The sequence below is a fragment of the Mycoplasma aquilae ATCC BAA-1896 genome, assembly GCF_048074525.1.
In the GTDB taxonomy this organism is placed as follows: Bacteria; Bacillota_I; Bacilli_A; order Mycoplasmatales; family Metamycoplasmataceae; genus Mycoplasmopsis; species Mycoplasmopsis aquilae.
This window is the reverse complement of the sequence record NZ_CP182208.1, coordinates 294,200-319,185: the sequence shown is the minus strand read 5'-3', so window position 1 is coordinate 319,185 and position 24,986 is coordinate 294,200. Positions and strand designations below refer to the sequence as shown.

Genomic DNA, 24,986 nt, shown 5'->3' with positions numbered 1-24,986 from the left:
CTTGTAAGTAACAAATGTCCTAATTTTAAAATAATTGGATATAATTTTCTCATGCAGAAAACAATTGAAATAAAAAAATCAACATTTCACCAGTGAACTAAACTAAGAAAAGCAACATTATTTGCCGGAATTGCTATTTTGATTTTAATCTTTATTGCAACTTTATGAAGATGAGCGATTACAGCAAATGATATTGTTAGTATAATTGATAAATTTAGCCCTGAAGAAAAAGCTAAACTAGTAGCAGAAAAAGCTGTTCCGGCAGTGTTACCAAGTTTTTGAGCAATTACTGGAACATTTACTTGAATCAGCAACCTAGCAATCGGAATTGGACTAATACTTTTTGCCATTTACCCAAAAAGTTGAATTGCACAAAGAGCTTTATTTTTAGTTAACACCTATATCACAATTACATTTGTTGTCTTTTGAACATTAATTTTTCCAGTTAGCATAAAGCACTTCCAAGCTCAAAGATTCATTAATAGTACAATTGTGCACTTTCTAAATCCTTTAATTTGCTTTATTTTTGTGATCTTAAATCGCAAAAATATTCAAGTTACTAAGAGCACAATTTGGCTTTCTAGCACTGTGCTAGTGGCTTATTGATTCTTTGCTCTATTCTTATTTTTCTTAGGGCAACCTGTACTAGATGCTTTAGAAGTTAAAAACCCAGGCCCAGATCTTTATAAACAATTAGCTCTAGTTGTCTATGATTTCTTAAACTTCAAACATCCTCTTTTCTATAAAGGGAATAGTGTTGCAATTATAGTGCTTTTAAACTTAGTTATTTTCATTGTAGGATTCTTACTTACACCTGGAATTGGATTTGCTTGAAAATACGCCTTAAAAATCCCTTATGATAAAGTAACTGAATCATGAAATATACAATAATCCCTAGAACATAGGGGTAAAAATCTAGTTAACAAACAAAAGTTAGCTAGATTTTTCTTGCACTTTTCACGATATATATTAAATAATGCTTTATAATTAAACTAAATTATGATTACAGAAGAATTAATTGTTAAAAAGTCCACATTTATCGGTTATTTAATACCTTTATCATCAAAGGATGAAGTTAAAGATATTATTGCTCAATTAAGAAAAGAACACAAGAAAGCTCGCCATGTTTGCCATGCTTATTTAATTAATCAAAATGGAGCTGAATCAGCTGGATTTAGCGATGATGGTGAACCTAAAAATACTGCAGGTAGACCTATTTATGATCTAATAACTTTAAAAGGAATATCTAATGTACTAGTCGTAGTAGTTCGGTATTTTGGCGGGATAAAACTTGGAGCTGGAGGCTTAATTCGTGCATATCGTGAATGTGCTTCAATGACAATTAATAAATATCTTGAAGAAAGGAAAGAAAATGTTAAAAATTAATTATGATAAGCCAGGGTCAAACCTACGCTTAAAAGCTGCTTTTGAAGGGCAAAATTTCCCCCAATGAGTTGCTAAAAAACAAGGAAGAATTACAAATAATTTACAAGCAAATGAATCTTATGTATATTTTGATGCTAAACACCAAACATTAGATGAATTATTAGCTTTCTTTAAACAATTACCAGAAAGCATTAACTATTCATATGATATTGATGTTGAAAGCTTTGTACTAGAAGGGAAAATTTCTTACGATGCTACTTTAAGAGGAATTTATTCTAAAGTTGCGTTTGGATCAGCTAAACTATTTAAGAAAACAATTGAAAAAGAAGAAAAAGAAACTAATACACTTTCTTTATTCTTAAACAGATCTCAAGCTGAATATGGTGAAGAAATTAAGAAACTTGAAATCATTGCTAAAGCAGTAAATGACACAAGAAACTTACAAATCATGCCAGAAAACTTCTTAAATTCAGAACAACTAGCTGCTGCTATTGCTTCTGATTTTAGCGGAATTGCCAACTTAGAAGTTCAAGTGTTAACTAAAAAGGAAATTGAAGAATTAAACATGGGATTACTTCTTTCAGTTAACAAAGGAAGTACTCATGAAGCTCGTGTAGTTATTGTTACATACAAAGGTAACAAAATGAATAAAAAAGACCACGTGGCTATTGTTGGTAAAGGTATTACATTTGACACTGGAGGTGTTAACACTAAAGGATATCACATGGAAGGTATGAAATACGATATGTCAGGTTCTGTAATTGCAGCTTATGCAGTTAAAGCGCTTGCACAAATGAAAGCTAAAGTTAATGCTTCAGCAATTATGTGCATTACTGACAATAGAATTAATGCAGATGCTTCATTGCCAGAAAATGTTTACCAATCAATGAGTGGAAAATGAGTTGAAGTAGTTGATACTGATGCTGAAGGACGTTTAGTACTTGCTGATGGAATTTTCTATGCAGCAGATAGAATTAAACCTTCAACAATTATTGATGTTGCTACTTTAACTGGTTCAATTCTAGTTGCACTTGGAAATACATATTCAGGTATTTGATCAACTAACGATGATAAATATAGCCTATTTGCTCAAGCTGCAGCAAATGCTCAAGAAAAAGTATGAAGAATGCCTCTTCATGAAGATTACAATAAAGGAAATAAAGGATCAAAAGTTGCTGATTTAGCATCATGATCACAAACAGTTCGTGTAGATTCTTCACAAGCTGCTATGTTTTTAAAAGAATTTACTAAAGATATCGACTTTATTCACTGTGACGTTGCTGGAACAGCTGACGTTCAAGGTGAACCACAAGGTTGCTTAGTGGCTACTTTAGTCGAATATGCTTTATTAAGTCAAAAATAATGACCATATTTAGTATTATTTTAGGCTTCTTTGCTTGCTTACCAGTATTATTTGGAAGTTACAAATTAATAAGAACTAAACATGTTGATGGCTTTTCTGTTTTTAGTATTATGGTTTCGCAAACTGGATCATTATGCTACTCAATTATGGGATGAAATAATCCTGAATACTTAGCAATTATTATTTCAGGTGGGGCTGTTTATTTTGCTAATGTGTTACTAATGAGCATTTACTTTGCTTTTAGCAAAAATATAGTCACAATAGGTAAATTAAAATTAAATCACTGAACTCAATTTAGTTTAAACCTAGGAATGTGATGTCCATTCTACATAATTATTGCTCTTGTGTTTAGCTTTGTGCATACTGATTCACCTATTTTCGAGGCATTCTTCTCATTCTTAGCACCATTCTTAATCGCTTTTGCAGTTATGCCACAAATTATCGAAACATTTAAGACTAAAGATGTTAAAAATCTTTCTCTACCAATGTTTTCAATTAGCCAAGTATTATGTACTTGCTGACTTGTTTGATGATCTATTAATACTAATACTGAAGCATCAGCAGCCAATATCATTGGTGTCTGTGCCCAAGTATTCTTCTTTTCAATTAATGCTATCCAAATTGCTTTAATAATAAAACATAGATACATTAAGAAGGATCAAGTTTAAATAAAAAATAAATAACTACCACTTTAATTAAAAAGGGTAAAATATAACTACTTAGTTAAATACAAATTAGAAGGAGAAAATTATGTTTATTAAAAACGTTGACAAAACAAGAAATAATGCAATGTTATTAAAAGCTGTTTTCAAAGGTGATTCATACGATAAAACACTTGTTGAAAAAAACAATGTTGTTACAGATTACTTTGATAAAAACGAAGCTTTAGTATATTTAGGTGAAGGTGATAAATTCAAATATGAATCATTATATGCCTTTGCTAAAGGATTCTTTGCTTCACAAGCTAGAGAATATCAAATTGATTTAGCAAGCTTTGTTAAAGGAAACTTAACATTAGCTTTAGTTGTTAAAGCATTTGTTGAAGCTTATAACTATGTAAACGCTGACATTTACTCAGCTAAAACAAGCAAAAAAGATGAAAAATTTGCTGTTTCATTACTTTCAAATGCAAATGAAGCTGAATACAAAGCAGAATTAGATAAAGCTGTTATCTTATCAGAAGCTGTTAATTTTGCAAGAAACTTACAAGTTACACCTCCAAACATCTGTAACTCAGAATGATTAGCAGACCAAGTTGTTGCTGATTTAGCTAAATACGATAACTTAAAAGTTACAGTATTAGACAAAAAAGCTATTGAAGAAAACAAAATGGGATTATTACTTTCAGTTAACCGTGGAAGCGTTTATGAACCACGTGTAGTTGTAATTGAATACAACGGAAATCCTGATTCAAAAGAAAAAACAGTTTATGTTGGTAAAGGAATTACATTTGACTCTGGTGGATACAACATCAAAACCGGAAGAAACATGCTTGGAATGAAATATGACATGTCAGGTTCAGTATTTGTTGCCTCAGCTTTAAAAGCTATTGCACAATTAAAACCAAAAGCAAACGTAGCTGCTGTAATGTGTATTACAGATAACAGAGTTAACGGAGATGCTTCATTACCTGATTCAGTATGAACAAGTATGAATGGTAAAACTGTTGAAATCAACAACACAGATGCTGAAGGTCGTTTAGTAATGGCTGATGGTTTAACATATGGTGTTAGAAAATTAGGAGCAACAAGATTAGTTGACGTTGCTACATTAACAGGTGCAATCTTAGTTGCTTTAGGACAAACATATACAGGAGTTTGAGCTACAAGCGAAAAAGCTTGAGAAGAGCTTTCTACAGCTGCTAAAGAATCAAACGAACTTGTATGAAGAATGCCATTAGATGAAGCTTTTGCTAAAGAAATTAGAAACTCAGTTGTTGCTGACTTAAAGAACACAGATTTAAGCGGAATTGGTGGTGGATCATCATCAGCTGCTATGTTCTTAAAAGAATTCACAGAAGATGTTGAATACATTCACTTAGATGTTGCTGGAACAGCTGATATTGCTTCACGTCCAACAGGTGTAATGGTTAAAACATTAACACAATTAGCTTTAAACAATAAATAATTATTAATTTTAAGATAGCAAATTTTGTTGTTGCAAATATGCTATCTTTTTTTGAAAGAAAAAGTGAAACTAAAAACTACAGAAACTGGAAAATGGCAAACTAATCACGATATAATCCTACGTTTCCCAGCAGTAGCATAATAAAATAAACCAGCCACAGTGAATGCTGTAGTTGGCTTGAAACTTTATTTAATATTTAAATGATTAAAAATATTTAATATTAATTGGTAGTCTTCCCAGCTTTGTTGTAAGGCTGGGTTTTTAATTTCGATTGTATTTATAAGTTTTTGTCAAAATAGTGTTCAACTTGTTTAACATCATTAATCATAGTAATGATTCTAGATGTAGTCATTTTATCCTTCTTAGCAAGACCTAAAAAATCATTAATTTTATAGGTAAGGAATTTTAACATTACTAAAGAAAGAAAACATAAACAAATATATCCTTGTATATTTTTTCATGTAGAAAGATACATTGGTCTTAATGATAATGCGCCTTTTAATGTTCTAAAGTTTTCTTCAGCCTGTCATTGTTTTGCATATAGCTCAACGATTTCAGTTTCTTTAAGATCAACTCTATTAGTTTCGTAAACATAAAATCCATCGAATTTTTCATCTTCTAGGACTTTATCATAGTCTAATTCATAAAAACCTGACTTATCTGTTGGTTTAAAGAAACGATATTTCTTTCCTCCAACCATATCTTCATATGACACTTTTCCATTTTTAGCTTTCTTATTGAAGTTATCAATAAGAATTTTTCTATCTTCATAGTCTTTTTTGCTCTTTTTCACTAAAAGTGATTATTTGTTTTCTAGTGTGACCATTTTTTCTTCCATTACGGTATAGAGATATTATCTCTCTGCTCTTATATAAGAGTCCATTTTCATTAATGTAATCCTTTTCACTAAGAACATATTCTTTGAATTCTTTTGAACCTTTTTTCATTCTGTATGAAATAATGTAATTTAGTTTTTATCTTCTAAAAATCTTATATTTTTATTTACAGACATTCCTTTATCAGCAATAACAGTAACTGTGGTTATGCTGTATATTTTTGCAGTTCAAGTATAAAAGGAATAAAAGTGGATGAATCAGCTGTATTTCCGGGGAAAACTTTGTAGTGCACTGGTATACCATTACTATCAGTGGCGAGTCCAATAACGATTTGGTCTTCTTTAAATTTTCCATCTTTTGAATAACCTGGTTTCTTATAACCATCTCGACTAAATGTTTCAAAATAAGCTGTTGTTGAGTCAAATCAAACTATACTTACATCTCTTTTGTACTCATTTTTCATGGTTTCATTTATATTGCTTAAGTATTTGATTTTTGTTATCAGCAATATATTCTAGTGATCTATAAAACGAATTTTTAGAATAAAAATCTTGTTTTTCTTTAGTTGCATTTTTGTACGTAGCATAAACACTTAAGTGGATTTTTAATTCTTTGATATATTTGTTGCTTTACAACATCATTTAAACTTACTGATTTTGTAGTTTTACAATCCTTGAAAATATCAAAATAATCAATTAATCGAGAAATTAAGTCGAATCCAACAAATTTTTCATATGTCTCATTTATTTTAGGGCTTTTATTTTTGATCTTTTATTAATTTCATTAATAACCTCTTCTTTTGTCATTGAGAGAGGAAGAGTTTTTATAATTTGTTTTATTTTTTCGACTGAATTTTCTTGGTATTTATCAAAATCTTCTTCATATCCTATCCCGAATCTTACAGCATATCCTGTTTTGTTTGTGCTTTGATATCCAACAGATATATAAGTTCCTTTTTGTCTTTTAGATCTTGAAATTATTCAATTTATTTCATGTAGGTTCTTCTTTTTCATGAATATATTATACCACATTTAGTAGCATAGTAGCATAATATTTATATTTTTTTCAAAAATATAGCCACCTAAAAAGTGACTATATTTGGCCCAAGTGGGAAACGCAGGAAAAACTACAGAAACTGGAAAATGGCAAACTAATCACGATATAATGCTTAAGAATGATAATAATTTAGAAATTTTTAATACTAATGTTTAAGGCAAAATTCAAGGATAAGCCTTTATACAAATACTATGCTGCTATGATGAAGAATTTATTAGACAATTTATCTCTTATAGTAAAAAAAGCAAAATTAGAAGCTGAAATAATATTTAAATCAATTTTTATAAAAACATCTTTTAGAGCTAAATTATTGGTACTTTAAAGATATTTTTTTGAACGATTAAACCTTTAGGCTAAAGAATTAAACTTTTATAATTTACAAAATGTGGAACAAAATCATAATTTCCACATTTTTACACCATTTCGCCTATATTTAGGTAATAAATTATTATAATTAACTATATATGAAAGGAAAATTCTAATATGAACAATCGAAAATATAAATTAATTCTATCTAGTGTAGTTGCAACTAGTGGAATTTGCTTACCTGTTATTGCTATCTCTGCAAGCGCTACTAACGAAACAGTAAGTGCACAAGGAGATAACGTAGATCCTTTACAAACAAGTAAAGAGGAAGTAACAAATATTATAACTGCTGATGCTCAATTATCACCAGCACAAAAAGAAGCTTTTAATACTCAAGTCTCAAACGCTAAAAACGATGATGAACTAAACAAAATTAAAACTGAAATAAATGCATTAAACGAATTAGTACAAGAAATCTCAACATTCGATTCTCTTGCAACTAGCTATGAATACAAGCTTTCAACTAAAGTCCAACAAGATGCATTTACTAAAGCATTCACTGAATTAGATGAAACAAAGAAAACTTATGTTCAAAGCATAGTAAATAAAACTTATGCTGCTACAACAGCTCAAGCTATTAGTACAGAATTAAAAGACTTACTTGCTGCATATAATCAACTAAGCGGAATTAAAACATATGAAATAATTAAGTATGCTTTAACTAACGAAGCAATTATTAGAGCTTACAGCTCAAAAAATGCCACAATTTTAGATCCAGCATTTACAACCTTAAAAGAAGTTCAAACTACTGCTCTTACAGCAGAAACAGTTTTTGACCTCAACAAGATTAATTCTGCCATTGAAACTATTGGTCAAGAAAACATTATTGCATCAATTCAAATTTCAAATTCAAGAAAGCAACTTGATGATGCACTTCAAACTGCTACAGCAAATCCAGCTATTCCATACATTAGCACATTAATATCATTTGGAAAAGGTTTATTATTAAATGATGGTAAAATTGTTGCTACACCAGCTGCTGCATTAGATACAGTTTATGCTGAATTAAATACGCTTCTTAAAGAAGCTCCAACTGTTGCTGATTTATCAAACTTAGTAAGTAATACTAATTCACAAATTGCTGCTTTAGAATCATTTAAAACTTCAGATAACAAAGCATTAGCTAGTCTAGCTGAAAAAGTAGCTGCAATTATCACTTTATATGCAAACGCAGCAACCAAAGCTTCTAACGACTATAACAAGAACCTTCAAGATAACTTAATTAACTTTATTGTTGAATCAAATAAACAAGTAGCTAGCTTATCTCTTGAAGCTTACAACACTCAATTGGCTAAATATAGCCAAACTGTTAATGCTCCTTTAGAAGAACTAAAAGCAACTATTACTCCACTAGTTCAAACCTTTGATCCATTATTTGCCCAAACAATTGACTTAGTAACAGAAATGGATAAGGCTACTGCTGAAATTAAAGCTTCTGCTCAATACGCTAACACAACACAATACTTAAAAACACAAATTGACTCACTAAATCAAGAACTGAAAAAAGCTTTAGCTGAAGCTAGTGAAATCGATTCTCAATTCCCAGGTTTCCCTGCTTTCTTAAATACAGATAATTCTAACTTTAATTATAAATATGTTGATGCACTAAACACTTTACAAGATATCGAAACTAAATTTGCTAACACTAAGGCAGAAATTAGCAAATTCCCTGACACTCCACTTGTAAACGGAAAACAAGCAGCAGTTATTGAACTTGAACAAAAATTAAGTATCTTTACTCCTGCAGCTAAAGAACTATTTGACAAACAATTCCAAACACTTCCTACATATGAAGCTACCCTAGGATTCATTGCTAAAGCTAGTGATTACAACACTATAGTAAATAAACTATTTGTCTACTCAACTAAGAGTTTAGATTCATCAACAAGTTCACTAAATGTATTAATTAGCGATCTTGGAACATCTGAAAAGGTTACACCAGCTGAAAATAACTTAAGTGTAGATTCTAGTGCTTTAATTTCATTAGCTGGAGATAACTCTGTTGCAGACTTCCAAACTGCACTTGATTCAATCACTAATGCTTTTACAAACTTGCAAGAATTTATGTATCAAATTAACAAATTTGAAAATTCAACATTTGATACTAATTCTCAATTCCAAGACAGCTCACTTGCTGCAACAAATGCTATTGCTAAATTTACCGAAGATATTCAAGAAAATGCACAACTTAGCTCATTATTTAACTCAGTAATTGATCTAGATGCCTTTAATGCAGCAAATACAACCAGAATTAAAGACAACACTTTATATGTAAAACTTATTGGCGCTATTGAATCTAAGAATGTAGCAGAATTTAATACCCTAGCTGAAGAACAAACCTCAGATCCTCGCATTATAAACTTAGTTAAATACATTAAAGAAACCAATTACTTAAAATACACTCAAATTCCTGCAGTTAAATTAACTACTCATGATAAAAATATCATGAATAATATAATTAATACAAAAGAATTTTATGGACTATCACCAATTGCTCAAGACGCAATTAAATTTGATTACCCAGTACAACGTCAAGGATTTTGAATTGCTATTGGGGTTTTAGGTGCTATAGTTGCCACATTCGGATTTGCACTCCTATTTGTTAAAAAAGCAAAAAGAAACAAATAATTTAATATTTATAGGCACACATACGTGTGCTTTTTTATACAAAAAACTGCTCAAGGCAGTTATTTGTGAATTTCATATTCTTTATCTAAGATATAGTTCTTTAATCTTAATTTTAATTTAGGGAATAGATTTCTAGCTGGAATAACACTATTACTTTCAGCTTCTAAAAATGCTTTAGCTTTATTTTTATCAACTAATTCAACTAGTTTGTCAAATCTTGAAAAGTCATTATAATTTTCTTCATTTGGCACATAATTAATATATTCATTTAATTCAGCTTCTGGTACTCCAAATGCGAGAGCAAAATTATGTATATTTGTCGTTTTAGTTGTGACTTTTCTTTCATTGATATAGTCTCTAAAGCTTTTATCTGGACTAAGAATTAATTCACCTGATTGAATTTCAAAAATCAATGAGTTAGCAATGCTTTGTTCTTCTTGTGATAAGGTTGCAAATGATGATTGTAATTCTTGCAATTTATTTTGTACTAATTCAGCATCTTTATTTATTTGTAGTTCTTTAGTTCACTTAGTAAATTTTTCTTCTAAGTAATCTTTATCAATTCTAGTTGCATCCATTTCTATGATGGTTGTATCTACATCATAGGCACTTTCGCCAGCTGTTGCATATTCTTTTTTGGCTAGTTCCTTTAATTCATTATATCTTTGGATTAAGATATCATAAGTTACACGTTCTAAATCACAAGTAACTTGTCTAGGTTTCATTCCCTCTTCAGGATCAAATTCGGTATAATGAGTAACTTTTTCTCAGTTAAACCCTTGTAAGGTAGCAGCTTGAATTCTTCTTCATAGTTTATTAAATTCACTAGCAAATTTAGCCTTTGCTGCCTTAGATTCAGGGTTTTTCTCAAAATTATGAATTCCTTCAGCCAGAAAGATTTGAGAGATTTCTTTAAATAACACATTAACTGTAACAATATTTTGACCAATTTTATCAACGTAAGCTACACTAGCTTTATTTCCTGAGTAAACTTTAAAAGCTTCCTCAATGTTTCTTACCATGGTATAAGGCTTTTTGTATAGCTTGATATTTCCTGATTCCTTACGAATTGTTTCAATCCGGTTAGTTCTCGAAAAGGCTTGAATTAAACCACTATATTCAAGTATTTTATCTAGATATAAGGTATTAACATATTTAGAATCATATCCTGTTAGCATTTGATCAACTACAATAAGTAAATCCAGACGCTTAGAAGTTTCTTTAGCAATTCCAATATAAGCTCCCTTGTGAGCTAGACGATTAGCAACATCTTTTTTGAACTTATCTCAATCAGTTACCATAAAACATTGGTCAAAGTTAGTATTGTAATCTTGTAAGATTTCAGCCTTTCCATCTTCTTTAAATAATGAACGTTCGGTATCAATGTTATCAATATTAGGATCAAATAAACAAGTAATTTTTAATTGAGGCCCACTTGGATTTTCTTGCATACGTAACTTAAATAAACGATAATACATGATTGCTTCAGGAATTGAACTTACAGCCATAATCGCACTATAAATTCTTCCTATACTTAGTACTTCTCAGTTCTTTAAGATATCACTAACAACCATATTTTTATGGGTTTTTAAATTAGTTGCTTCCTCTTCTCAAGGGCGCTTATATTGCACTTCTGGTATTAAATCTTCTAGTCCAGTTTTTCTTTTACCTAACGAATCAATATAACCAGCATTAGGGAATTTTTTAGGATCATTGTAATATAAGAATGCTCCTTCTTTATCTGGATTATTAAACACTTCACTCTCACTATTAGCTTTTGCTTCACGTAAAGCAATTTGCTTTCTAATTGCTTTATAATCTAGAGTAATAACAGGTGTGTAGTCAAATCCTAGTACACTTTTATCTTTAATTCCATCTACAATGGTATAACGGTGTAATTCATCTCCAAAAACATCAACAGTAGTACTATTTGATTTCATGTTTTCTTCTTGAATTGGAGTTCCGGTAAATCCAAAGAAGATAGCATTTTTAAATAATTGTTTAATTTTAACAAACATATCTCCAAAAGTTGACCGGTGACATTCATCCACAATAAAGACTAAACGTTTATTATTAATAATTTCTAAGTCTTTTTCAGTACGGTATTCAGTATCAATTCTATTCATTTTTTGAATCGAAGTCACAATTAAGCTATCACTAGCTGCATTCGATTTTAATTTTGAAATTAACGAATAAGTATTATGGGTATCTTGCACAGATTCTTGATCCTCTGCAAAGTTACGATATTCATTTAATGATTGAGTACTTAATTCAATTCTATCTACTAAGAAAATTACCTTATCTGCATCTTTTGAATTAGCAATTAATTGAGCTGTTTTAAAGGAAGTAAGCGTCTTTCCTGACCCTGTGGTATGTCAAATGTAACCACCTTTAATTCCTTTTCTGCCTCAGTTTTCGTCACGATTAATTCTTCGAACTTTTTCAGCAATTGCTCTAGCTGCATAAATCTGATAGCTACGCATAACTTTAAGCGTTCCACTATTTCGATCATTGCCATCACTTTCAGCCACTGTATAAAATCCAATTAATTCATGTGCCATTGGAATGTTTAAAAAGAAGGTTGATAATTTACGTCAATCATTAATTACATCGTTATTCATATCAGCATAATGGAAGAAGAATTTTTCATTAAATTCACTATCTCCAGGGTTAGCAAAGTAAACCATTTCTTCCGGTGTCATAGCCACAAAAATTTGTACCATGTTAAATAAACCAGTAAAGCATTGTTCAGCCTTATATTTTTTAATTTGGTTAGTTGCTTCTGAAAGAGAAACTCCTGAACGTTTTAATTCAATATGAATTAAAGGCATTCCATTAATAAGCAGTAATAAATCCCCTCTGCGATCACTTTTAAGTGGGTTATCAATTCTAAAAATAGGTTGTTCAACTATTTGATAAGTTGAAATACCAGCTGCAATTTCATCACGATCATAAATTTTAAGACTGATTTCTCTACCATAGTTATTAAGATCGTCTTTATTGTCACGAATAATTGAAATAGTTTTACCATTAACAAACTTATTAATGTGGTACGGAGTAGCGTATCTTACTTTTTCTAGAATTTGGTTCATTTCTCCTTTAGTTAACGGATAGTTACCTAAACGATATGAATCACGGTTATTCTTGTATAAGATATCTGCTCAGTTTTGGATTAGTTCTTCTTCTGTTTTATTTTTGAGTACTTGAGTTTCTCACCCATTCTGGGTTAGCTTTTCAATTAAAGCTTTTTCAAATTTTAATTCTGAGTCAAAAGTCATTTTTGCCTTTCTTTGATAATTTTCTCGTTATATAAAGAATTAGCCCTAGGCTTAGGGCTAAATGTTATTTTATTAATTCATTGATAATAATTTTTTGAATTCTTCTAAACCTTTTTTATCTTCTTCATTAGCATCAAGTTCATCAATTAATGAAATTAATGTATTTGAAACTTCTCTGATATCATTTTCAATATCCATTAAGGTGTTTTGGTATTTTTCGCCAAGTTTCTTAATATTATCAGCATAAGTTTCAAGAATAGTTGTAGGCAAGCTTTCTAGTGATTTAATTACTGGATTTACTCATTTAATAGTAATCAATTCTCTAGCATCAGTATCGCTTAAAGTATCATAAATAGCAATAGTTTGTTTTACAAGTTCTTCAGCTAGTGCCTTGCTTTGTTTTGCTACTTCTTTTTTCTCTGCACCTAGAGTTGAAATTTCAACAATTTTAGCCTCAAATCCTTCAGGATCATTGCTTGCTACTTTGCTAAATTCTTTAAGCACTGATTTAACTTCTTTATCAATTAATTTACCTGTATCTTCAGCAAATAAGTTGCTGTAAGTTTCTTTATCTTCTTCAGTGATTTCACCAGTTAATTCTTCAATTCTAGCATCAATGTCTTGTACTCTTTGTTCAAGAGCTACTTGTTGTTGTTTTAAGTCTTGAAGTTTAACTTCTTGAATTAATTCAAAAGGTAAGATGTATCCCATGTAGCCATCTTGTACTTCGATTGGATTATTGCTTTTATCTTTCTTAGAAACCATTTTAGGTTTAATAGCTTTGATTACATCAAAACCTTCAGCTTGAATTACTTCTAAATCATTAGAAACAACTTTTCATTCATCATCCATTAATTGGTAAGCTTGATAGAAATCTACTAATTTTTTATTTTGTAAGCTAGCTGCTAGATGATTGCTAATAATATCTTCTTCTTGGTGGATGTTTACTTGCATCATTCCATCAATTAATTCTTTCTTTAGGAAGGCTTCAAATGAGCTTAAAGAATCTTTAAAGTCTTGCTCATAAGCTTTAACTTCACCATTAGCGAAAATATCTTGATAAATGTCTTTGTTTTTAAGTTCTGAATATTTATCATTAATTGGAGCAAATAGTTCTTCCTTAAGAGTTGGGAAAGCATTTCATAGATCGTCAAAGGCTTCTAATTCGCTGTTTGGAACTCCTCCAAACATTGAAGCATAAATATCTCATGATTCTGCTTTAGCATTAGAATCAACATAACGTGGAATGTTAAGATTGAAATCATTTTGTCTAATTTCTTCTCTTGAAACTTTACGTGAGAATTTATCAAGATCAGCTCTTGATACATAAGTATCAACAATCTTTTTAATATCTGAAGATTGTAATCTATTATTCTTACCATCTTTAATAAAGTTCTTAGATGCATCAATAAAGAGTACATCGTCATTAACTCTATCTTTTCTAAGCACCATAACAATTGTAGGAATACCTGTTCCAAAGAAAATATTAGCTGGTAATCCAATAATTGCATCAATATTATTCTTTTCAATTAAATTACGTCTAATTCTTTCTTCTTCACCACCTCTGAATAATACTCCGTGTGGTAGAACGATTGTAAGTACTCCATCACTCTTTAAATGGTATAAATCATGTAATAAGAAAGCATAGTCAGCTTTAGATTTATATTAGGATAAAAATTTTAGACACATAGCGCCATATGATTAGAAATATCATATGGTGTTTTATATTCTAAATTTCTTTGTGGTCTTTCTGTGTTATATCAAAACACGAATGAATTAATTAAATTATAAACTATTTCATATTCTAAATTGGATGTATTATAAAAGTCAAAAAGTTCTCTTTGAAATATTGAAAATAAGAATTCTGATGGCCTATTTCTTAATGAATTGCCCTTTGGAGACATTGATTGAGCTATATTAAGAGACTTTAAAAAATTTGAAAACATTTTGTTTGCATATTCGATACCATGATCAGAGTGAAAAACACTTGGTTTTATATTATATTTATCGATGCATGCCTGCAATAAATTTATACTTGCTTGTGCAGTTCTATCAATAGATAATGTTCAGCCAAGTATCGCACCAGAATAAGTTTCAGTAACCACATGTAAATAATGTCAAACACCATTTACTTTCACATATTTAATATCTGCATGTAAAACTTCTCCAAAATAACTTGAAACGAAATTTCCTTTAATCAAATCTGGAGCCCAAACTCTATCATATTTTTCTTCCTTTGGTGGTTTATCTTTTCTTCTATTTTTATATGCATTTGATTTATAACCCAAAGAATCAAAATTAATTCTAAAAGCATAAGTTGAAATTTTATGCCCTGTCTCATAGACGTATTTGTGAAAAAGTTTATCTCTTCCAATGACATTATTTGATAATTCGATTTGCGTTTTTAGCCAATCAATAACAGTATCATCTAAATATTGATTTCTTCTATCTATTTTTTCTGCTTTTTCATATGTGCTGTAAATAGATGTTCTGTTTACATGAAATACCTCAGCTGCTAATTTATTGTTATGAAATGATTGATTTTTTTGCTTTCTTTCTTTTATCTTTTGAATGATTACATTTGGATTAATACCATTTTCCTCTAATATTTCTTCCATAATTTCTTGATATAAATTTCTATCATGATCATCGAATTCATTAATGCTTCTACGTTTAGGTGGCCTACCTGATGCTTTCCCTTTTTTAGAAGATTTTCCGGTTTGAGATTCTAATTTTGTCATATCAGTATTATATATGTTAATTCAATATTTGATATATTTGTATGCGTATCGATAAGGATTAACATTACGTTTTCTTCTGGCATATGAAGTGTATACGTCTTTGTATCTTTCTTCTCAAAATTCTTCAACAAATTCTATTTGAGCATACTCGATTCCTTTATTTAAAGCAAGATTAATATATTTTAATTTTTGTTCTACAGTGAATTGTTTTCTTGACATAAAAAACACATTCCTTTCTTAATTTTGGAATGTGTCTTAAAATTTTCTCCTAATATATAGTCAGCTTTAGATTTTGGAGCAATACCATATTCAGCAAATCTTGGATCATTTTCCATCATTTCAGGATCTCATGGTTGAGAATATGGAGGGTTTGAAACAACTGCATCTAAATATAAACGTTCATAAACCTTGTTTTCATCAAAATATGGTCAGTCTTCTTTTAAAGTATCACCATTTCTTGTTTCAATATTGTTAGGTAAAATACCTCTCATGATAAGGTTCATACGGGTTAAGTTGTATGTACTATCTTTTAGCTCTTGAGCATAGTATTTAATGTTTGACTTGTCAATGTATTTAGACATACTTTTACCAATGTTAATTAGTAAAGAACCTGAACCTGAGGTAGGGTCATAAATACTAATAGTTTCTTTGTTTTTAAGTACATGAGAAACAATTTCAGCCATTAATACTGAAACTTCATGTGGAGTATAAAATTCTCCAGCTTTTTTACCAGCATTAGCAGCAAACATAGAAATTAAATATTCATAGATAAATCCAAGCACATCATAGTCTTGTTTATCATCCATAGGAATATCTTTAATGATGTTAATAATTGAGGCAATTTCTTTGGTTTGAGCTCCAGTACTATCTCCTAGTTTAGAAAGTCCTGTTTCAAGTGTATTAAAGATTTTATTAAATACTTTCTTGTGCTTTGGACCAATATTGCTATTGAAACGAGCTAATCCTCTGTGAACTGTATCAATTCCAAAGTCTTTTCCCATTTTTAATCAAGTTGAGAACAAATCATCATATTGAATGTAATATCCAAGTGTTGATTGAATATCAACAATAGTTTCAATCATAGCTTGGTCATCTTCTGATAATGATTCAAATTCATCCTTGTTATTGATTAAAGATAAATCATAATTATTTTCACCTAGGTATTTTAAGTCATCATTTGTATAGTTATATTTAGAAATTAAATATTTTTCTTCTTGTTCTGATAAGAATTTGTAAAAAATAAACCCTAGGATGTAGTCTTTGTATTCATTAGCCTCGATTTTTGAACGCATACTGTTGGCTGATGCCCATATTCTGTTTGCCAATTCTTGTTTATTCATATAGTGCTCCTTTTATTATTTAAATTTAAATAAATTACTAAATAATTTTATCATATGATTAATTTTAAGGGTAAAAAAAGGGCCAAATCCATGCTAAATGGAACAAATTTAAGAAACTTCCACATTTTTCCATAAAAATATAAAAATGTAGTCATTTGACTACATAAATCTAACAAAACATTTTTTCTAATAAAGCTTGCTTAATGTTGTTTAATTTTTTGAGTTTAAGTTCTTGAGATTTAATTAGGGAGTCTAAACCTACGATTAATTGTCCTATTTTATTTTGCTCTAATCGCGATGTATATGGAACTAATATAGAATTAAAACCATTAATATCGATGCTTCTTCCGTCCCTAATCCCATAAACATGATTGTTTAAATCAGTATTTATAAATTTCTTTCTTCTGAAATAGTAATAATACATTTCTGTATCAGCACAATCACTTTTAAATATATGATAAGCAGGGCTAACAAGTCCATCATGATTTGCTTTTTCAAGACCACCTTCAAAAGAACGCAAGTGCATAATAAGAGATCCTTTGTGGACTAATTTTAAGTTGCTTATATTTTCTGCATCTGATTTTACAGTTCTTCCAGATTCCTCCCTTAATACAGTTCCGATTCCTTGCTTTATGGATAAGAGGGGATATTGATTGTTATTTTTTAAAGAATATTCATCAAATATATCATCTATTCTTTTGCATGACCATTCTTCTTCAAACCCTTTAAATCTTATTTCTGGAAATTTTTGATTTTCTGAAGCAAACATTTTACTTAGAAATGATTGTTTGACTTCATTAAGTTTTTTAAGTTTTAATTCTTGAGATTGAATAAGAAAGTCTAAACCTACAATTAATTGTCCTATTTTATTTTGCTCTAATAGCGATGTATATGGAATTAATATAGAATTAAAACCATTAATATCGATGCTTCTTCCGTCCCTAATCCCATAGACATGATTGTTTAAATCAGTATTTATAAATTTCTTTCTTCTGAAATAGTAATAATACATTTCTGTATCAGCACAATCACTTTTAAATATATGATAAGCAGGGCTAACAAGTCCATCATGATTTGCTTTTTCAAGACCACCTTCAAAAGAACGCAAGTGCATAATAAGAGATCCTTTGTGGACTAATTTTAAGTTGCTTATATTTTCTGCATCTGATTTTACAGTTCTTCCAGATTCCTCCCTTAATACAGTTCCGATTCCTTGCTTTATGGATAAGAGGGGATATTGATTGTTATTTTTTAAAGAATATTCATCAAATATATCATCTATTCTTTTGCATGACCATTCTTCTTCAAACCCCTTAAACCTTATTTCTGGCACTAATTTTTCCTTTTGCATATATCCTTCTTTCTCAAGAAAACTGTTTATAAATTAATTTTATCATATGCTAAATTTTCTAGCTTAAAAAGGCAAAATAAAAAGCTGGTAAGCAATGTTACCAACTTGTTTTTAAGCATATATTACAATAATAAATGCAATTGAGAGGAATAAATACAACACTGAAGCAAAAACAAATGGAAATTTGGTTTTGGGATGGCTAGCTGCATAATCTTCTCTTTTTTGTGCTTCAAGCTTTTTCTTTTCTAAATAAAGACGTTTTTCTTCATTAGGCATCTTTTTGAGATTTCTTTGTTCTTTTGAATCTTGAATATTATCAAGTGACAATCTCATTTTCTTAAAGGTACGTTCTAAAAAGCCTAGTTTAAGTACTAACGCAATAATTGCAATAAAGAAAGTTATAAAGGCAGGGACTGAGAAAGCATCAATAGCTTTGTTATAATCCCAATGTTCCTTATTGACAATGTAATAAGGAATAACTATTGCAAAATATAATACTAGAAAAACTAAGTTAATGATGTAAAAACGTAAGCTTGTAAACTCGTTTTTAAGTTTTAGCCCTATTTTGTAGGTAAATTTATTCATTATTATTTTTTGCTAATCATTTTTCAACTTGAGATTTTGTACCATAGACATAGTGCAATCCATCTTCAACCTCAAATTGAGTTGCGATGTTAGGGAACATTTGTTCTTCTAAATAAGAAAGTTCGAATTTAACATCTTGGAATTTTTCGTTAGCATTTGAAATTTTAGGTATAGCTTTAAATAAGTTAATTGTGTAAGGGTGGATTGGTTTAGCATAAATAGCTTCTGTTTTTCCTGATTCAACAATTTTACCAAGGTGCATGATTTGAACTCTATCAGCTATATATTCAATCATTGAAAGGTCGTGAGCAATAAACACCATACCAATATTTTTCTTCTTACATAAATCTTTTAACAAGTTAACTACTTGCGCTTGAATTGAAATATCAAGTGAAGCGATTGGTTCATCAGCTACAATAATTTTAGGTTCTGTAATTAGGGCACGAGCTATAACAATTCTTTGTCTTTGACCACCAGAGAATTCATGTGGATAACGATAAGCAAATTGTTTTAGTAATCCAACGTCTTCTAATGCTTTATAAATAATTGATTGTGTATATAGATCAGAAATACGTTTCATTCTTAATGGTAGACCTAAAGAAACAAGGAAGGCACCAAATTTACCCATTTTCTTGTATTTTTGATCTTTACGTGTAATTCCCATTAATAAATAAACGCTGTATAAGTTTTTATTAAGGTATTTTTGTTCAATTTTAAATGATGCTATACCATTTAATCTATCTTCTACATTAGTTTTATACACTTTTAAATCAATTTGATGTTGTAGATATTTTTTATGCTCTTTGCTATTCTTTTTAGCTTTAGCCAATGGAGCAATAATATCTTTTTCATAAAACTTAATAAAGTTATCATTGTTTTGTAAAAATTGAGCATAAACTTTTTTATCACGAGCACGAAGGTCTTTGTCAATTTCACTAGCTTGAGCAATTTGCTCTTGTAATTTTTGAATTCTTTCACGGTATGAAATAATGTATTTTTTGGCTTCAGCATCAAATAAAGCTTGTGCTTTTGCTAATTCTTCTTTGGCACGCATTCTATCTTGGTAGAAGTCTGGAGCATATTTAAATGCCTCTTTAAACATTTTAACTTGAGTTTTCTTTAATGCTTTTTTAGATTTCTTATATTGAGTTTTTAACTCACGTTGCAATTGCAACGATTGTTTAATATAAGAGTCTAAATTGAAATCATATTCATTTTTAACAATATTTTTCAATTGTTTAATTGCAGCTTTAGAACTTGTATTAATATTTAATTTAGTTGCATAAAACTCTTGTGAATATTTTCTAAATTCATCTGACATTTTAAGTAATTCTTCAAATGAAAGGAATTTTAACTTAGAATAATTTGCTTTCAATTCTTGGTATAAACGATGATTAATTAAATACAATTTGTATTCATGGAAGTAGTAATCTAAAAACGTAGTAGAGAAAGCATCATTACGGTGCATACGGTACTCGTTTTTAACTTCAGCTAAAAAGTTTTGAATTGAAGTTTTTGAAATTTTAGCTGTATCTTTATAGTTATTTTTATCTTCAGCAAAAGTATGTTTTTGCTCTTGATATAAAGCTTTTAAGTCGTAATATTCTTGTGTAAATCAGAATAATTCTTTTTCATGTTTATATTTATTTCTTGCTTCTTCTAATTCAACTTCATCAAAGTCAATTTTCTTATTTCTAAAGTCAGCTTGTTTAGCTTCATAAAGTGCAAGGAGCTCTTCAGTATTTTTGTAAAGGTTATTAATAACAATTGAATTAATTTTGGTTCTTTCTTCTAGATAAGCAAAATATGAATTAAATTGATCATCTAAATTATTTTGCACATCAAAAGTAATTTGATTTCCTAAATTTTCTCATTTTGCAATGAATGGTTCATGAAGTTTGTTTGAAATTAATAAACTCTTTAATTGGTATTGTAAAGCATGTTCAATAAATGTAAATCTAAAATTAGATTTAACTTTATTTCAATCTTTGCTAATATCTTTACGCTTGTTCTTGATAATTCCATTAACAATTAATGGTTCTTTTAAAATGCTGTAAATTGTATTTTGACCATTTAACGAAGCCATTGGGTCCTGGAAAATCATTTGAATATTCTTGTGCATGAATTTCTTACGCTTGTGTGAAATTCTTTTACCTGAAATAATCTTACCATCTAGGCGTACAAATCCATTGTAGTCGTCATATAGTCTTAATAAAGAGCGACCAATAGTTGTTTTTCCTGAACCTGATTCACCAATTAGCCCAACAATTTCACCTTCTTTAACATCAAATGAAACATTATCAACTGCTTTGTTAACTGCATTTTTATTAACAAAATATTTTTTTAAATTAATAATTTCTAATATTGTTTTTTTATTACTCATTAAATACCTTCTTAAAACTTTCTAATCTATTTTGTAATTCTTTTGATAATGTCACTTTAGGCGCATCTGGGTGCAATAGCCAGGTAGCAGCATAATGTCCTGGTGAAACTTCAAATAATGGTGGTTCTTTAATAAAGTCAATTTCTAAAGCGTATTCATTTCTAGGAGCAAATGCATCTCCAAGTGGAAGATTGTTCATATCAGGTGGTGTACCATTAATTGAGTATAAACGATCTTCACGATTTTCTGGAATTGCTGAAATTAAGGCTCAGGTGTAAGGGTGGCAAGGATTTGTAAAAATATCTTTCTTACTTCCTCTTTCAACGATTTTACCAGCATACATTACATAAATATAATCACAGAATTTAGCAACAACTGAAATATTGTGGCTAATTAAAATAATTGTAATTTGAAATTCTTGTCTGATTTGTTCAAAAAGTGCTAGCACTGAGGCTTGAACAGTAGGGTCTAAAGCAGTTGTAGGCTCATCAGCAATAATTAAGCTTGGTTTTAAAGCAACAACCATTGTGATTACAACACGTTGTTTCATCCCTCCAGATAGTGTATGAGGATACATTTCAAATACTTGTTCAGCATTTCTGATTCCAAATTGTTTTAATAATTTAACTAGATAAAGTTTTTTCTCATTTAAATCTTTATCTTTTCAATCATCATTTTTATTTAAAGCATCCAATAATTGTTTCCCAATTTTTCTTGTTGGGTTTAATGATGTTAAAGGGTCTTGAGGTATATATCCAATTTTGTGACCTCTGATTTTTTGTCAAAAAGAATCTTTTTTATGTTCTAATAAATCAATGCCATCAATTTCCATTTTATCCGCAGTTGTAAAAGAATTATCATTAATATTTAATAATGCTTTTGAAGTAACAGACTTACCTGAACCAGATTCTCCAACAAGGCCAATGATTTCACCTTTGTTTATTTCAAGATCCACTCCGCGAACGATAGTTATAAATTTATTACGTCTCAGTTTAAAAGAAACCTTTAAGTTTTCAACTGTTAAGAGTTTTTCTTTTTGTTCCATAATAATTCTCCTATCTAGTTTTTATAACCTTTGGATCAAGAGCATCGTGTACTCCTAATGCAACAAAGTGAAGTGAAATTGAAATTAATAATAAAATCATTGCAGGTAATACTAATATAAATGGATTATTTCCTGCTTGAGCTGCAGCACTTGAAAGGATTGAACCTAAGTTAGCTTGATCTGATTTGAAGAACCCAAGGAAAGCAAGTGATGATACAGACATAATGATTCCAGGGATTGATGCTACATAACTAGTTGAAATCTTTCCAATAATTGCAGGTAAAGCATGTTTGTAAATTAATCTTGCTTTTGAAGCACCAACTGATTTTGATGCTGTGATATATTCTTGATCTTTGACTGTAATGATAAACATTCTAGTGCTTCCAACTGAACCAACTCATCCAATAAACACAAGTGCAATTCCTAATGTTAAATCAGTTGTCCCAAATGTTGAGGCAAAAATTAATAATCAAATAAGTGTTGGAGGAGCTACAAAAATATCGATTAAACGCATGATAACAGTATCAATTCATGAACCAACATGGAAACCTAAATAAGCACCGATTGCTACCCCGATTATTGTTTGGATTGTTGCAACAATAATAGCTAATCTAATTGCTTGTCAAGTCCCAACTCATGATAAAGTTCATATGTCAATACCATCTTTATTAGTTCCTAAATAAGTTGAAAGATTTAGTTGAGGATTAATTGCAACAATTTTATCAATCATTGCATTAATTTGGTCAATTGAAGCATCGCTTTTTAAACCAGAGTTTTGTAATGCAATAGCAATGTTACGTGTTTTTAAAAAAGTATAAGCATTAACAGATAAATTTTGCGTTTCATTGTTTAATTGAATAATCTTAATTGCGTTATTTGGATTATCTGGTCCAAAATACATAAATTTGTTTCATAATACTCCGCCATAATAATCACTTTTAGCTCATTCTTGAGTAATTTTTTCAAAGTTCGGAATATTATCTGCTGAATATCATGGTGAAAAAAGTGGTGGTAAATTTTGCACATCGGCTGAAGATGTTTTTAGCATATTGCCATTAGGTAAATAAATTGGAACAGTTTGTGACAATGGTTCTGTTGATGAATATTTTGCAGCTGTAGTAACTACAATTGAAATAATTAAGATCGAAATAAATACAATTAATGATAATACTGAAACTCAACTAGTAAAGAAACGTTTAAAAATTTCAGCAACTAGTTTTTTTGGTTTACCAGCAATATTATTTAATAATGACTCTTCTCTAGGAGCAAATTGTTTAATGCTGGTTCTTAATTGATTTAATGATAAATTATATTTTTTTTCAAATTCTTTAGCATTCATTATTTATTTGCTCCTTTCATTACTATTTCATTTTGTTTAAATTGTTTATTTCTTTCTCTTCTAGCTAAAATAAATTTAGTGTAGCTATATGGAGAAGAAGCTGTATATTTAATTCTTGGATCTAAAATGGCGAATGATACATCGACAATAATTGTTGTAAATAAACTTAATGTAGTAAAGAACACCGTTGAGAACATAATAATGTTAATTTCACCTTTAGGGAAAGCTTGCGCAATTACTTGTGATGTTCCAGGTACATTTCAATAAGTTTCAATAACAATCCCACCACTAAGAAGTCCAATATATGATGGAATTAAAATAGCTGCTAATGGGATTGAAATATTTCTTAAAACGTATTTAAAGAAAATTTCTTTGTTTGATAAACCTTTTGATTTTGCAATCAAAATATAGTTTGAAGTTAATACAGTAATAACTTGATTACGTGTATATGTTATATATCCAGATAATGAACCTAAGACAATTATAGCAATAGGTGGAATTCATGATGCAATCATTTTGCCAACACCATAGGCTTCAACGTCTGTTTGGTTATTAAAGTTAATAAATTGTGGCGGAATGTTTACAGAGAAAAGAATTGAAATCAAAATAGGAGCTATAACGAATGATGGTAAAGCTATAAAGAATAAAGCGAAGAAGTTAATTCCAGCGTCCAAAACAGTTCCTCTTTTATAACCAGCAAATATTCCGAGTGCAATTCCTAAAATAGCTGCAATTATAAAGGCTGGTAAAGTAATGATAATTGAATATTTAAGGTATTTAAAGAAGTATGCACTAATAGATGCAGTTCCAGTTTGTTGGAAAATTGTTTCATCATAAGGAATACCAAATGGATTTGTTCTATTAGTAAATAGATTACTAATTCAATATCCAAAACGAATAAATGGATTTAATTTGATATTCATTCATGAACCCTTGACTTCCTCATAGTTTAAATTATTTGGAATCAAGTGATATTGAACAGATTTATCGAATAATGTTCGCAATTCTTTAGTAGTTGAAGTGCTTGATCCACTAGCAGACTGCTGCGTTTCAAGAGCTTTAACTGCAAAAGGGTTATCAGAAAATTGTGCAACTAATAAATAAACTACCATTGTAATAGCTATTAGCGTTATTATTGCAAACCCTATACGCTTCAGTATGT

At 29.6% G+C, this 24,986-nt stretch carries 16 protein-coding genes and 2 pseudogenes; 7 read left to right on the top strand and 11 right to left on the bottom strand.

Annotated elements, in window-relative coordinates; genetic code table 4:
* Positions 1 to 51: 51 nt before the first annotated feature.
* From ACM0IS_RS01485 to ACM0IS_RS01465, 5 genes are all read left to right on the top strand, one after another.
* Complete coding sequence (locus tag ACM0IS_RS01485; protein WP_416756522.1) at positions 52 to 891, top strand: MAGa3780 family membrane protein; 840 nt, start codon at positions 52 to 54, stop codon at positions 889 to 891.
* 108 nt (positions 892 to 999) lie between these two features.
* Entirely contained in the window at positions 1,000 to 1,386 is a 387-nt protein-coding gene (locus ACM0IS_RS01480; RefSeq protein WP_416756520.1) for an IMPACT family protein, read from the top strand.
* Positions 1,373 to 2,749 carry a M17 family metallopeptidase gene (locus ACM0IS_RS01475; RefSeq protein WP_416756519.1) on the top strand — a complete coding sequence of 459 codons (1,377 nt, stop codon included), beginning with the start codon at positions 1,373 to 1,375 and terminating at the stop codon, positions 2,747 to 2,749. Before ACM0IS_RS01480 ends, ACM0IS_RS01475 begins: the two co-directional genes overlap by 14 nt.
* Positions 2,749 to 3,417 carry a PQ-loop domain-containing transporter gene (locus tag ACM0IS_RS01470; RefSeq protein ID WP_416756517.1) on the top strand — a complete coding sequence of 223 codons (669 nt, stop codon included), beginning with the start codon at positions 2,749 to 2,751 and terminating at the stop codon, positions 3,415 to 3,417. Before ACM0IS_RS01475 ends, ACM0IS_RS01470 begins: the two co-directional genes overlap by 1 nt.
* An 82-nt stretch (positions 3,418 to 3,499) precedes the next feature.
* Positions 3,500 to 4,876: a M17 family metallopeptidase gene (locus tag ACM0IS_RS01465; RefSeq protein ID WP_416756515.1), complete on the top strand. Its 1,377-nt coding sequence runs from the start codon at positions 3,500 to 3,502 to the stop codon at positions 4,874 to 4,876.
* Between the two features lie 185 nt (positions 4,877 to 5,061).
* On the opposite strand, the pseudogene ACM0IS_RS01460 reads toward ACM0IS_RS01465, so the two are convergent.
* Positions 5,062 to 6,656 (bottom strand): annotated as a pseudogene (locus ACM0IS_RS01460) (IS1634 family transposase).
* A gap of 260 nt (positions 6,657 to 6,916) precedes the next feature.
* On the opposite strand from ACM0IS_RS01460, the gene ACM0IS_RS01455 reads away from it, so the two are divergent.
* Together ACM0IS_RS01455 and ACM0IS_RS01450 are read left to right on the top strand one after the other, a co-directional pair.
* Positions 6,917 to 7,090 carry a hypothetical protein gene (locus ACM0IS_RS01455; protein WP_416756513.1) on the top strand — a complete coding sequence of 58 codons (174 nt, stop codon included), beginning with the start codon at positions 6,917 to 6,919 and terminating at the stop codon, positions 7,088 to 7,090.
* A 161-nt stretch (positions 7,091 to 7,251) separates the two neighbouring features.
* On the top strand, positions 7,252 to 9,762 hold the full coding sequence (locus tag ACM0IS_RS01450; RefSeq protein ID WP_416756511.1) for a GA module-containing protein: 2,511 nt from the start codon (positions 7,252 to 7,254) through the stop codon (positions 9,760 to 9,762).
* Between the two features lie 59 nt (positions 9,763 to 9,821).
* Here ACM0IS_RS01450 and ACM0IS_RS01445 read toward each other — a convergent pair whose 3' ends face one another.
* The 10 genes and pseudogenes from ACM0IS_RS01445 to ACM0IS_RS01400 form a co-directional block, all read right to left on the bottom strand.
* A complete protein-coding gene (locus ACM0IS_RS01445) occupies positions 9,822 to 13,040 on the bottom strand; it encodes a type I restriction endonuclease subunit R (protein WP_416756509.1) in 3,219 nt (1,072 codons plus the stop codon).
* A gap of 72 nt (positions 13,041 to 13,112) precedes the next feature.
* Positions 13,113 to 14,690 (bottom strand): annotated as a pseudogene (locus ACM0IS_RS01440) (N-6 DNA methylase); the annotation flags it as partial.
* Between the two features lie 29 nt (positions 14,691 to 14,719).
* Positions 14,720 to 16,000: a DDE-type integrase/transposase/recombinase gene (locus tag ACM0IS_RS01435; protein ID WP_416756508.1), complete on the bottom strand. Its 1,281-nt coding sequence runs from the start codon at positions 15,998 to 16,000 to the stop codon at positions 14,720 to 14,722.
* The gene (locus ACM0IS_RS01430; RefSeq protein ID WP_416756506.1) at positions 15,976 to 17,121 is read right to left on the bottom strand and encodes an N-6 DNA methylase; all 1,146 of its coding nucleotides are present in this window, start codon (positions 17,119 to 17,121) and stop codon (positions 15,976 to 15,978) included. Before ACM0IS_RS01430 ends, ACM0IS_RS01435 begins: the two co-directional genes overlap by 25 nt.
* Positions 17,122 to 17,290: 169 nt before the next feature.
* Positions 17,291 to 18,472 carry a hypothetical protein gene (locus ACM0IS_RS01425; protein ID WP_416756505.1) on the bottom strand — a complete coding sequence of 394 codons (1,182 nt, stop codon included), beginning with the start codon at positions 18,470 to 18,472 and terminating at the stop codon, positions 17,291 to 17,293.
* Between the two features lie 111 nt (positions 18,473 to 18,583).
* Positions 18,584 to 19,057, bottom strand: a complete 474-nt coding sequence (locus ACM0IS_RS01420) for a DUF3899 domain-containing protein (protein ID WP_416756504.1) — start codon at positions 19,055 to 19,057, stop codon at positions 18,584 to 18,586.
* Entirely contained in the window at positions 19,050 to 21,440 is a 2,391-nt protein-coding gene (locus ACM0IS_RS01415; protein WP_416756502.1) for an ATP-binding cassette domain-containing protein, read from the bottom strand. The genes ACM0IS_RS01420 and ACM0IS_RS01415 overlap by 8 nt, the downstream gene beginning before the upstream one ends.
* Positions 21,433 to 22,485, bottom strand: coding sequence for an ABC transporter ATP-binding protein (locus ACM0IS_RS01410; protein ID WP_416756501.1), 1,053 nt, complete (start codon positions 22,483 to 22,485; stop codon positions 21,433 to 21,435). The genes ACM0IS_RS01415 and ACM0IS_RS01410 overlap by 8 nt, the downstream gene beginning before the upstream one ends.
* Positions 22,486 to 22,495: 10 nt before the next feature.
* Positions 22,496 to 23,824 (bottom strand): ABC transporter permease, encoded by a 1,329-nt coding sequence (locus tag ACM0IS_RS01405; protein WP_416756499.1) that lies wholly within the window; start codon positions 23,822 to 23,824, stop codon positions 22,496 to 22,498.
* On the bottom strand, positions 23,824 to 24,936 hold the full coding sequence (locus ACM0IS_RS01400; RefSeq protein WP_416756497.1) for an ABC transporter permease: 1,113 nt from the start codon (positions 24,934 to 24,936) through the stop codon (positions 23,824 to 23,826). Before ACM0IS_RS01400 ends, ACM0IS_RS01405 begins: the two co-directional genes overlap by 1 nt.
* Positions 24,937 to 24,986: the final 50 nt, after the last annotated feature.